Origin of the sequence: Rivularia sp. PCC 7116, from assembly GCF_000316665.1 — a bacterium.
Lineage (GTDB): Bacteria > Cyanobacteriota > Cyanobacteriia > Cyanobacteriales > Nostocaceae > Rivularia.
In genome coordinates this window covers 15,257-27,271 of the sequence record NC_019678.1, presented here as the reverse complement: position 1 = coordinate 27,271, position 12,015 = coordinate 15,257, and the positions used below count along the sequence as shown (strand labels likewise).

Below are 12,015 nucleotides of genomic sequence, written 5' to 3'. Positions count from 1 at the left end.
AAAGGTATTCTGCTTTTCTTCTCTTAGATTAAACAGCTAACAGAGCAGTTTTTTATTGAATGCATTTTGCCCAATACTTGGCTTGCATGCCGTAAAATTGGAACAGGAAGTTTATAAATAAGTCAATTATAATTAAAGTCGCGCATCAATCAAACGTTTGTTTTAAATGAAAAATACTGTAACAACTATAGATACGAAAGAGCAAATACTTAACGTAGCTGAGCGTTTATTTGCCGAAAAAGGCTTTGCTGGCACGAGTTTACGTAACGTGATTCGAGAAGCAGGAGTTAATATTGCAGCAGTTCACTACCATTTTGGTTCAAAAGAAGAGCTTTTTATTGCAGTGGTGCAGAGAACTGCTCAACAGATAGTAGCATCTCAGCTAGAGGAGCTTGCCAAATATGAAAATTTAGAAGAACCACCATCACTAGAGAATATTCTAGAAGCATTTTACGGCCCTCCTTTGAGGATAATAACTCAAATGGGAGAAGCAGGAATGGTTCGCGCTCAATTCATGGGGCGTTGTCGTGCGGAACCTTTACCAATACAGCAACTTGCAGACAAAGAATTTTATGAAAGTCAACGACGATTTTTAGATATTCTGCAAAGAGCGCTTCCCGATCAAACTCGTACCGAACTAACTTGGAAATTAGATTTAGCGATCGCAATCATAATCCGTACTGCAAATCAACTTGGTCAGTCAGATAAAGTAATAACTGGAAATTCTTCAGAGGAGATTGAAATTGCTATTTCTCGTTTAGTTAAATTTGTGGCTCAGGGGATGAAGAATTTTGATTGAACCATTTGAATTAGCTAAAACTAAGCTGTAGTTTTATAAGTGGGTATGAAAATTGAATTTGATTAAGCTTAATGACTATCAGAACCGCAATCCTTGAAGACGTAAAAGATATTGCTGAAATTCACGTAAAATCTTGGCAAAAAGTTTATAAATGTTTGATACCTCAGAGTTATTTAAACAATTTATCGATTTCAAAACGCGAAAAATCTTGGCAAAATATTTTAACTAATTCCCAAACTCATACGATAGTCCAAAAAATCGACGATTTGGTAGTAGGTTTTGCTAATTTCGGACAAACTCGCGATCGAGACAAGGATTCTAAAATAACAGGAGAAATTACTTCAATATATATCAATCCCGAATATTGGAGAAAAGGTTTGGGAACAGAATTTGTTGAATTTATATTTAAAGATATGAGAAATCAACAATTTACTCAAATAACTCTTTGGGTACTCGATACCAATCAAATAGCGCGTAAATTCTATGAAAAAATGGGATTTCAACCAGATGGAGCGACTAAAACTGATGTTAGAGAAAATTTTCAAATCCGAGAAATTCGCTATTTAATCAATTTAATATAAATATCCTTATTTGATAAGTAATTAGGTAAGTGATAAATACTTATTCTGTCAAATAATAAATTAAAAATATCACAAATAATTTACCTCATTTTTTAGCTACCAAATCAATAAAAAACCTGAGTATAATGCCTATCAAAATTATGCTCAAAAACAGCATTAACAATCGCATTCACAATTTTTTCACCACCGGCGCATGAAGGTTCAATTGGATTTGCGTAATCACTAGCTTCATTACAGGTTAATCTCAAATCGATTAGCGGAATACCGAATTGAAAAGCTTGTCGAATAATCACATCATTGAAAATTGTTAAAGCAGCAACCCCAATTCTTTGATAAGTTGATTCGGGATAATTCGGATTATAAATAGTACAAATAGCTGTAGGTATACCGAGACTTAAAATTCTTCGTAGCAATTTATGATACTGGTTTTCAAAGTCTTCTCGTAAGTTAGCCAGCTTAATAAATACTTCAGCAGAAGAAGCGACTTTCTCATTTAAAATACCGATACAGCTAAGTGCATCATTTCCTCCTATACTCAGAACTAAATGAGTAGCATCTTTGGGTAATTTTTCCAGTTGAGTGTAAACATCATCAACTTTATTCCCATCAATTGCATTTAAACTAGCATTCCAATTTTCAGGAAGTTTTAGTTGTAACTGCGAAATTACATCTGGATTTCCACCAACGTAAGCAGCATTATCGAAAATTGAATCACCGATTAGAACAATGTGGGGCATTTTTTGATTGGGTAATGGGTAATAGGTAGTGGGTAATGGGTGATAGGGAGATAAGGGGACAAGGAGAAAATAATTTATAACTCGCTACTCTCTACTTACTATTCCCGTCTTAACTCCTAACTTTGTACCATGCCCAATCCCCAATGCCCAATCCCCAATGCCCTATTCCCAATTTGCAATTCGCAATTACCGATTACCAAATATTCTTTCAAACGCAAAGAGTAAGATAGAATTGTTAAGGGATGTTTACAGAATCGACATTTTTATCCAAATTCTGTTAATACAGCCTTTACACCATAGTTAAGATATATAAACCCACAGTTAACCGGACGCACTTATGACGCTCCCAATCCGTAACGTCGCTATTATCGCTCACGTAGACCACGGCAAAACAACCCTCGTTGATTCCCTGCTCAAACAATCTGGCATTTTCCGTGAAGGGGAAGACGTTCCGGATTGCGTCATGGATTCCAACGATTTGGAGAGAGAAAGAGGGATTACGATTCTTTCCAAAAATACAGCCGTTCGTTACAAAGACACTTTAATTAATATTGTTGATACTCCCGGACACGCTGACTTCGGTGGAGAAGTTGAACGGGTATTGGGGATGGTGGACGGTTGCGTCCTCATTGTGGATGCGAATGAAGGTCCCATGCCGCAAACGCGCTTTGTTCTGAAGAAAGCTTTGGAAAAAGGATTACGCCCGATTGTTGTTGTCAACAAAATTGACCGTCCGCGAGCAGATCCCCACACCGCAGTTGATAAGGTATTGGATTTGTTCCTAGAATTAGGGGCAGATGATGACCAATGCGATTTCCCTTATTTGTTCGCTTCTGGTTTAGCAGGCTTTGCTAAAAACGAACTGGAAGACGAAGATAAGGATATGCAGCCTTTGTTTGAGGCAATCTTACGTCACGTTCCACCCCCAGTAGGCGACCCCGAAAAGCCTTTACAATTGCAGGTGACAACTCTGGATTACTCCGAGTACTTGGGAAGAATTGTAATTGGTAGAATTCACAACGGTACTATCAACGCCGGACAACAAGCTGCTTTGGTTAAGGAAGACGGTAAAATTGTCAAAGCCAAAATTAGCAAATTAATGGGCTTTGAAGGTTTAAGTCGGGTGGAATTAGAGCAATCATCTGCCGGTAATCTAGTTGCAGTTGCAGGTTTTACCGATGCAAATATTGGAGAAACCATAACTTGTCCCAACGAACCTCGGGCATTGCCACTTATTAAAGTGGATGAACCTACTTTGCAAATGACTTTCTCCGTGAATGATTCTCCATTCTGCGGAAAAGAAGGAGATTTCGTTACTTCTCGTCAGATAAGAGACCGTTTGATGCGCGAGTTGCAAACAAACGTAGCTTTACGAGTTGAAGAAACCGATTCTCCCGATAAATTCGGAGTTTCCGGGCGTGGTGAACTTCACTTGGGTATCTTGATTGAAACCATGCGTCGCGAAGGTTATGAGTTTCAGGTATCTCAGCCACAGGTAATTTACCGCGAAGTCAACGGACAACCTTGCGAACCTTACGAACTTCTGGCTTTAGACGTTTCCGAAGAAGCCGTTGGTGGCTGTATCGAAAGACTCGGACAGCGCAAAGGTGAAATGCAAGATATGCAAATGGGTGGTAATGGACGTTCTCAATTAGAGTTTGTGATTCCTGCTCGTGGTTTGATTGGTTTCCGTGGTGAATTTATGCGTATCACTCGCGGTGACGGAATCATGAACCACAGTTTCTTGGATTATCGTCCGATTATTGGTGATATTTCTGCCCGTCGTAACGGCGTACTAATATCTTTTGAGGAAGGTGTTGCTACTTTCTACGCGATGAAAAACGCTGAAGATAGAGGTTCTTTCTTCATTACTCCCGGTACCAAAGTTTATAAAGGTATGATTGTTGGAGAAAACAATCGTCCCCAAGATTTGGAATTGAACCTTTGTAAAACCAAGCAGTTAACAAACCATCGTGCTGCTAGTGGTGATGAATTAGTTCAATTACAAGCACCAGTAGAAATGAGTCTGGAAAGAGCTTTGGAATATATTGGGCCAGATGAATTGGTGGAAGTTACACCAGAATCAATTCGCTTGCGGAAGATGTCTAAGAAATTTGCAAGACGGTAATTTAGTTAGGTCAAAGGTTAAAGCTTAAAATTTTAACCTTTCACAGTTACATTTATTTTATTTAGGAGCGGGTTAAAAGACCCGTTTTTTTGTGCTTATTTCTTCAAATATTAACCTTAAACTGCTTCTAACTAAGGCTGTCAAACTGAAAAAGCAACTAGATACTGAAAGTGTTTAATTCAACTTAGAATTGAGCGCAATTCAAGTAAGAAATAATATTTTTTTAATATTGGAATTTAACTATTCATTGCAATAAAAGATGTCAAATAGGTTCTATAGGGGGTTTAATTAATCTGCGTTATAGTTATTAAAGATAAATATAAGTAGTATGAATTGAAACTAAGGTTTCTTCCTTATCATAATTATTGAGACGAGGTTGTAGTGCCAACGCAATTGGTGTTGAAGTTGACTCTAGTAGCACGGTAACTTGAACAGGTTCGCAAGTTGTAAAAACACAAACAGCAGGTACGGCGATCGCCTCGGGTAAACTTTATGCTGCTGGTAATAATGGGAATGTTAATGTTTTAGGTCAAACCGTTGGTGTAATTAGGACTAATATCAACGCGAGTAAAAGCAATGCTGGTGGTAAATCTATTGGTTGAAGCGGCATTTTTTGCTGAGTGGCTGTTATACTTAAGCGTGATTCCGTTATCGCGATTGATAGTGGTGCAGATTTTGCATCACCCTTCGGGTCTTTTTCTACGGGAGAAGCTGCGCTAAGTGCAGTCTTACTCGGCAAGAAAGCCTCCTGCTTATATGGGTGAAACCACCGCAGTTAATAGCTGCATCACCGCGACTTTGGAATTATTATATTTTCATTGCCTTACAACTATTTCTTTCTGCTCCATCGGGATTAAGCAGATAGTTGAAATTAGGCGAATGAATATGAGAGAATGGCTATTTGTGTTATTATTTGCTAGCTTAAATTGTTTGTCTAATCATGGCTAAAAGTAAAGGTGTTCGTATAATAGTGACACTGGAATGCACGGAGTGTCGCAGCAACGCTAATAAGCGTTCGCCTGGAGTTTCTCGTTATACGAGTACTAAGAATCGTCGCAATACAACTAATCGTTTGGAACTTAAAAAGTTCTGCACTCATTGCAACACGCATACAGTTCACAAGGAAATTAAGTAAAAATGGCTTATTATCGTCGTCGTCTTTCTCCTATTAAACCTGGAGAACCCATAGATTATAAAGACGTTGATTTATTACGTAAATTTATTACCGAACGCGGTAAAATATTGCCACGTCGTATTACAGGTTTAACTTCTCAGCAACAACGCGCTCTAACTGCATCAATCAAACGCGCTCGGATTTTGGCATTATTACCTTTTGTGAATGCCGAAGCTTAATTTTAGTATCCTGGCATACCAGATATTGGGGAGGCTCTTAAAGCATAAAAGCTGTGGGCTGCCTCCCGAGTTACTTTTGTGATGCGCCGCATGTAACCTAGCTAGGTGTCAGCGGCGATCGCTAACAATGACAATTACTCCATATTTTTGGATTATTTTGTATTGAAGATGATTTGATTTTGGAATTTTTATATTGGATAATCCAAAATCTGAAAACTGAAAATTTGAATGAATTACAAGGCTTGTGGAAAAGGGGACGCTGGTAGAATTTAGAAATCAAGGCGAACGTCGTTTGGGTGTAGTAGAGCGCCCAGATGGAAAGAACCGTTGGATTGTATTAGACGAACGAGGACAATCCACAAGTCTTGCGCCAAGACAATTTACCTACAAAGTTGTCGGACAAACTTACAAGCCATCGGAAATACCAGATTTTCTGAAGCAGGTAGAGTCGTATTTAGACCCCTCTAGCTTAGAAGTAGCTTGGGAATTATTGATAGAAGACAGCACATCGGCGACTCCAGAAGAGATGGCTAATTTACTGTTTTCCCAGGTAGAGCCACCTCAAGTTTATGCGGCTCACTGCTTGTTATCGGATGATAAAGTTTATTTTAAGCAAAAGGGTGACGGTTACGAACCGCGAAGTGCAAATGCCGTTGCAGAGCGCAAGCACCAATTGGAAGTAGAAGCTCTGAAAGCCCAGGGGCAGCAGGAATTTTTAACAAGGGTACAGCAAGCGCTTGATGGCGAAACTGTAGAATGGCAGAAGCACGACCGTCACAGATTAGAAGCCTTAGAAAAATATGCCGCCTTACTGGCAGATGTAACGCGGGGTGGAGTTAAATACGAATCATTGGCTCAAGCTTATCCCCCACCCGCGCAAGTTTTAGAAACGATGACAATGCTTGGACGCACTGCCACTCCTCAAGGAGCGTTCGAGTTGCTTGTTGATTTGGGTTGGTGGAGTCCAAATCAAAACTTATTTTTACGTCGTTCTTCAATCCCCGTTCAATTTCCTACTAAGGTACTAGATGTGGCGCATGAACGCTTGAACGCTCCTCCTCCAGATCCAGATCAAAACCGTTTGGATTTAACTCATTTGAAAGTCTATACGGTTGATGATGAAACAACTACAGAAATTGATGATGGTTTGAGTTGGGAAACGCTTCCCGACAATAGAGAAAGGGTATGGGTTCATATTGCCGATCCCACACGATGGCTTGTACCCGAAGATGAGTTAGATTTGGATGCCAGAAAGCGCGGTAGTACGGTATATTTGCCAACAGGAATGATTCCTATGTTCCCGGAAATATTGGCAACCGGCCCGATGAGTTTGATACAGGGAGAAATCTGTTGTGCCTTAAGTTTCGGGATTGTTTTAGATGAAACTGGTGGTGTAGAAGAATATAGCATTCATGCCAGTTTGATTAAACCGACTTATCGTCTTACCTACGAAGATGTAAACGATATTTTGGAATCGGGAGTCCGAGAAGAACCCGAAATTGCAGCCCTTGGGAAATGGGCAAAGAAGCGCAAGTCATGGCGTTACGAGCAAGGAGCCATCAGCATAAATATGCCTGAGGCAATGATTAAAGTAAAAGATGACGAAGTTAATATCGATTTGCTAGATGATTCTCATTCCCGGCAATTAGTAGCAGAAATGATGATTCTTACGGGTGAAGTCGCGGCTCGTTACGGAAAAACTCATAGTATACCCTTGCCTTTTCGTGGGCAGCCGCAGCCAGAATTACCACCAGAGGAAGAATTGCTACTACTACCAGCAGGTTTTGTCCGTGCCTGTGCCATGCGGCGGTGTATGCCAAAGAGCGAAATGAGCATTAACCCTTTGCGCCACGCAGGTTTAGGGCTAGAAACTTATACGCAAGCTACTTCCCCAATTCGCCGCTATAGCGACTTGCTGACTCATTTCCAAATTAAAGCTCATCTGCGAGGTGATGTTTTACCCTTCTCAGCGGAAGGACTTAAGGAAGTCATGATGAATGTCACCAGTATTACTCAAGAAGTAGTAATGGTAGAGCGGCAAACTAATAGATATTGGGCATTAGAATATCTTCGCCGTCATTTAAATAAAGCATGGGATACCACTGTTTTAATGTGGTTAAGAGAAGATAGCAATTTAGCGCTAATTTTATTAGAAGATTTAGGTTTACAGTTACCAATGTTTTTCAAGCGGGCTGTAAATTTGGGTGAAGAGATTTCAGTAAAAGTTACTCACTCCGATCCTCAAAAAGATATTATTCAATTCCAAGAGATAATTTATCAAGAAGCTTAATTAGTTATGGGGAATTGGGCATTGGGCATTGGGCATTGGATAATAATTCTGTAGGCTGTGTGACGGCTACGGCAAATCATGATTAATAACGATAATTGTAAATATTGCCGTCAAGCACCATAATCAATCTATTAATGCTTAAATAATTGATAATTGTCTATTGTTCATTAATAATTTTCTTATGAATAAAGTTATTATCTTGGATACGACAATGCGCGATGGGGAGTTAATGCCCGGAATAAAATTTAATTTACAGCAGAAAATTTTGATTTCAAATTTATTAGAAGAAATCGGAGTTGATGTAATTGAAGTTGGTTATCCAGCAAGTTCATATAGAGATTTAGAGCAAGTTTTGCAAATCTCGAAAATAATCAATGATTCTACTATTTGTGTATTAGCCGGTGCAAAAAAAGAAGAAATTATCAGCGCTGCTCAAGCAATTAAGCTAGCTAAAAGAGGTCGAATTCATACTTATAATAATGTCAATCTAAAAAATAAACATAAAATTCGATTAGAACAGGAATTAGAAAGTATTAAAGACAGCGTATCCTTAGCACGAAATAATTGCTCAGAAGTTGAATGGAGTGCATTTGATGCACCGAGAAGCGAACCAGATTTTTTGTGTAAAGCCATAGAAACAGCAATTGATAGTGGTGCTACGATTGTTAATATTCCTGATAGTTTAGGTTTGTCATCACCTCAAGAATTTTCCCGACTTTTAGAAATGATTTTTAATCGAGTTCCAAATATTAATAGTTCAACTATTTCCGTTCACTGTCATAATGATTTAGATCAAGCGGTAGAAAACTCTGTTGTCTCTTTAAATTGCGGGGTTAGACAAATTGAATGTGCTATCAATGGCTTGGGTGCAAGAAAAGGTAATGCAGATTTAGGCACAATTGTGCAAGAAATTGTAAATTTAGAAAATTACCAAATCGACGTTGATACTTCTTTGATTGGGAAAGCTTCAGATTTAGTTGCTGAAATAACTTGCAGCTAACAACTAACAACTAACAACTAACAACTAATCGATGAAAACAATTTACCATATAACTCCGCGTCAAGATTGGGAACAAGCGAAAGCTATAGGAGTTTACCGTGCCCAATCCCTAGAGACGGAAGGATTTATTCATTGTTCAACATCAGCACAAGTAGTAAAAGTCGCAAATTCTTTTTTCAAAAATCAAACTGATTTACTGCTTCTTTTTATTAATCCTGATGAAGTAGAATCAGAAATTCGTTACGATTTAGTTCTAGGTAAGGAAAGATTTCCCCATATTTATGGTGCTTTAAATCTCAATGCAATATTTAAAGCGATTAATTTTGAAGCTAATCAAAATGGATTATTTGAACTACCTTCATTGGATCTATCTGAATAATTTGATTTATTTAAGATGCCCAACATATGTAAAATTCTATCCATATTATTCATATCTCCAACAATTCGTTTCGTCGGTTTAGGAGAGACTTTAACTAAAGTAGGAGTTGCACTAACTTGATGAATTTCTGCTTGTTCGGGATGAGTTAATACATCAATAATTCTTAGAGTATAAGGACTTCCCAAATATTTTTCTAAAAGTTCGTGGAGGCTTTGCAGTATGTTTTCAGTATTCGGAGTATGCCCTGCAACAAATAAACGAAGAATATAGGGTTGGCTTGGAGGGGTAATTTTTTGTGGAGTAAATATGGGAGAATCGGTACCTAATTTTCCTGATATCTCTAAACGCACAATCAAATCATGATTTTCCCATAACTGTTCAAAACTTGAACGATAAGTTGCTAATACAATGCTGTCGCACAAACCATCATGCCAAGGAGTTTTTTGCCAATTTAAATTGCCAGCATTAAAAACAGCATTTAATAGAGCTTGGTAACGTATAACTGCTGGATAAGCCTCTGCAAAAGTTCTCACTTGCTGAGTGCGTGGATCTAGCCAGTAATCAATAGTAGCTGTATACAGTGGAACTAAAAAATGAGGAGGTTCGGGTAAATCCAAAATTTCCTGTAAAGCACCGCATAAATGTGAATGCCATCGACCTCTTTTACTAGAATCGATACAGTAAACTAAATCTCCTCCTGGTGTAAATAATGCAATACCTTTGAATAATTTTGGTAAAGATGATTTATTTGAATTCAATGCCTTATGCTCACTACAACTCATACGATTGATCGAATACCGAGCTAAGGATTATAGGGTTTTAAACTTTAGAGATACTCTATTAGCGGTTTCGCCACTTTTAAAGATGTATCTTACATTTAACCCAAAGATAAAGACTCTAATTAAACAAATATTTTTCCTAAAATTACCCTGGGTGCAAACAAAACGATCCCGTACTAAAGTTTTATTTAAATAATCATTCTAACTATTTAGGGAAGAGGATAAAGGCTAAAGACTCGCGTGCTTATTGCCAATACCCAAAACCCAATTACTTATACTTATACTCTACCTCGAAGCATCTGCGCCATCTCGTTAGGAGTTGGTGACATTTCTAATGCAGTTTCTTCCGTGATCCGACCTTCTTGGTAAAGATTAAATAGAGACTGATTCATAGTAATCATGCCATCAAAACTGGCTTGCTTCATTAATTCAGTCATCTCATCGTATTTCGAGTCTTTAATCCAGTCTTTAATTGCTTCGGTATTTATAAGAATATCGTGAAATGCAGCTCGCTTACCATCTGTCGTGCGACACAGACCTTGAGAAATAACTGCGACTAAGGATTCAGATATTGCAACCCGCATCGGATCTTGTTCTTCACCAGGGAAAAGATTGAGAATACGTTCGATGGTTTTAACCGCGCTGTTGGTATGGAGGGTTCCCATTACTAAGTGACCTGTTTGAGCAGCTTTCATGGCGGTGTTAACTGTTTCTTTATCCCGCATTTCTCCTACCAGAATCAAATCTGGATCTTCCCGCAAAGCTGCTTTCAAAGCATTGTCAAATTTTCGGGTATGCATACCCACTTCCCGCTGTTTCACCAAAGATTTTCGACTTTGATGAACGAATTCAACTGGGTCTTCGATGGTGATAATATGTTTTGACATCTCACGATTGATATAGTCAATCATCGCTGCCATGGTTGTTGATTTACCAGAACCAGTGGGACCTGTAACTAGAATTAAACCTTTGTGGTAGTGGCAAATATCTCTAAAAATTGGAGGTAATTTCAACTGCTCCATTGATAGGATTTTGACTGGAATTAATCGCAATACCATCGCGTAACCTTTGAGAGAATCAAAGATATTGATTCGGACGCGAGCAAAATCGAACTGGGTGGCTCCGTCAAAGTCTAAAGTTTCTTGAAAACGCTTAATTTCTTCGTCTGTAAGCGTTTCATGCAACCAACTCATGAAAGTTTCTTTGTCGGTTTCTGGATAATCAGTTGTGTTTATTTCCCCTCGGTTGCGGAAGCGGGGTATTTCACCTACTCCCAGGTGAATATCGGAAAACCCTTTTTCGTGAGCTTCCAGAATTAATTGCTTGAAAGTTGGTTGCAAACTTTTGGAGCTAGGTCTATTTCGGTCCATAGGTGGTGGCGCTCCCGGACGATGAGCGGCAGGATTTGTTAAACCACGGCTACCGTTTGGCATTTCTATAGTTTGAGTTGACTGGCGCTGAGTACTGAGTGTAGAAGATGCCGGAGGTGGTGGTGGCATGGGAGGGGCACTTGGGGCACCACGATTTGCAGCAGTATTAGTTGGCGGACGCTGTGGAGTTTGTGTCATATATCTTTGGCGATCTAAAATCAGTTTTAATAGGTTAGGGTTTTGAATTAGTTAAAAACGTTGGTATTAGTAAAGTCGGAAAAAATCAAGGGATGCCAGGGCAATAAAAAATATTCTGCCGATTAATTACAAAACAGCAGGTTTAATAATCTCTGGAACGATCTATTTTTTTTTAGCCGCTTACTTGTATTATTTTTGTATTAAACCAATTCATAGCAATCAGCGATATAAACATTTTTCCCTGATATTACAATATTTAACACGCTTTACACCTATAAATAGTTCAGTATAAAAACGTATATTTTATATATAAAACATAACTATTAAAACAATTGCGAATATCTAATACCTTTCTAAGAATAATTCTTTAACAAAAAATGTAAGAGTGTTGATTAAAATGG

General features: G+C 38.5%; 12 protein-coding genes. 8 read left to right on the top strand and 4 right to left on the bottom strand.

Annotated elements, in window-relative coordinates:
• Positions 1–166 precede the first annotated feature (166 nt).
• A complete protein-coding gene (locus tag RIV7116_RS00110) occupies positions 167–799 on the top strand; it encodes a TetR/AcrR family transcriptional regulator (protein ID WP_015116215.1) in 633 nt (210 codons plus the stop codon).
• Positions 800–870: 71 nt separating this feature from the next.
• Positions 871–1,380 carry a GNAT family N-acetyltransferase gene (locus RIV7116_RS00105; protein WP_015116214.1) on the top strand — a complete coding sequence of 170 codons (510 nt, stop codon included), beginning with the start codon at positions 871–873 and terminating at the stop codon, positions 1,378–1,380.
• 104 nt (positions 1,381–1,484) lie between these two features.
• Here the strand turns inward: RIV7116_RS00105 and RIV7116_RS00100 are convergent, their stop codons facing one another.
• Positions 1,485–2,117 (bottom strand): SGNH/GDSL hydrolase family protein, encoded by a 633-nt coding sequence (locus RIV7116_RS00100; protein WP_015116213.1) that lies wholly within the window; start codon positions 2,115–2,117, stop codon positions 1,485–1,487.
• Between the two features lie 337 nt (positions 2,118–2,454).
• Here RIV7116_RS00100 and typA point away from each other — a divergent pair, with 337 nt between their 5' ends.
• Positions 2,455–4,245: a translational GTPase TypA gene (gene typA / locus RIV7116_RS00095; protein WP_015116212.1), complete on the top strand. Its 1,791-nt coding sequence runs from the start codon at positions 2,455–2,457 to the stop codon at positions 4,243–4,245.
• A 529-nt stretch (positions 4,246–4,774) separates the two neighbouring features.
• Here the strand turns inward: typA and RIV7116_RS00090 are convergent.
• The gene (locus RIV7116_RS00090) at positions 4,775–4,984 is read right to left on the bottom strand and encodes a hypothetical protein (RefSeq protein ID WP_044290688.1); all 210 of its coding nucleotides are present in this window, start codon (positions 4,982–4,984) and stop codon (positions 4,775–4,777) included.
• Positions 4,985–5,185: 201 nt separating this feature from the next.
• On the opposite strand from RIV7116_RS00090, the gene rpmG reads away from it, so the two are divergent.
• From rpmG to RIV7116_RS00070, 5 genes are all read left to right on the top strand, one after another.
• Positions 5,186–5,380 carry a 50S ribosomal protein L33 gene (gene rpmG / locus RIV7116_RS34600; protein WP_015116211.1) on the top strand — a complete coding sequence of 65 codons (195 nt, stop codon included), beginning with the start codon at positions 5,186–5,188 and terminating at the stop codon, positions 5,378–5,380.
• Between the two features lie 2 nt (positions 5,381–5,382).
• Complete coding sequence (gene rpsR / locus RIV7116_RS00085) at positions 5,383–5,598, top strand: 30S ribosomal protein S18 (protein WP_015116210.1); 216 nt, start codon at positions 5,383–5,385, stop codon at positions 5,596–5,598.
• Positions 5,599–5,842: 244 nt separating this feature from the next.
• Complete coding sequence (locus RIV7116_RS00080; RefSeq protein WP_015116209.1) at positions 5,843–7,888, top strand: ribonuclease catalytic domain-containing protein; 2,046 nt, start codon at positions 5,843–5,845, stop codon at positions 7,886–7,888.
• 181 nt (positions 7,889–8,069) lie between these two features.
• Positions 8,070–8,888, top strand: coding sequence for an isopropylmalate/homocitrate/citramalate synthase (locus RIV7116_RS00075; RefSeq protein WP_015116208.1), 819 nt, complete (start codon positions 8,070–8,072; stop codon positions 8,886–8,888).
• Between the two features lie 31 nt (positions 8,889–8,919).
• A complete protein-coding gene (locus RIV7116_RS00070; protein WP_015116207.1) occupies positions 8,920–9,267 on the top strand; it encodes a DUF952 domain-containing protein in 348 nt (115 codons plus the stop codon).
• On the opposite strand, the gene RIV7116_RS00065 is transcribed toward RIV7116_RS00070, so the two are convergent.
• Complete coding sequence (locus RIV7116_RS00065) at positions 9,222–10,049, bottom strand: circadian clock KaiB family protein (protein WP_015116206.1); 828 nt, start codon at positions 10,047–10,049, stop codon at positions 9,222–9,224. The genes RIV7116_RS00070 and RIV7116_RS00065 overlap by 46 nt on opposite strands.
• Positions 10,050–10,324: 275 nt before the next feature.
• Entirely contained in the window at positions 10,325–11,614 is a 1,290-nt protein-coding gene (locus tag RIV7116_RS00060; RefSeq protein WP_015116205.1) for a type IV pilus twitching motility protein PilT, read from the bottom strand.
• Positions 11,615–12,015 lie beyond the last annotated feature (401 nt).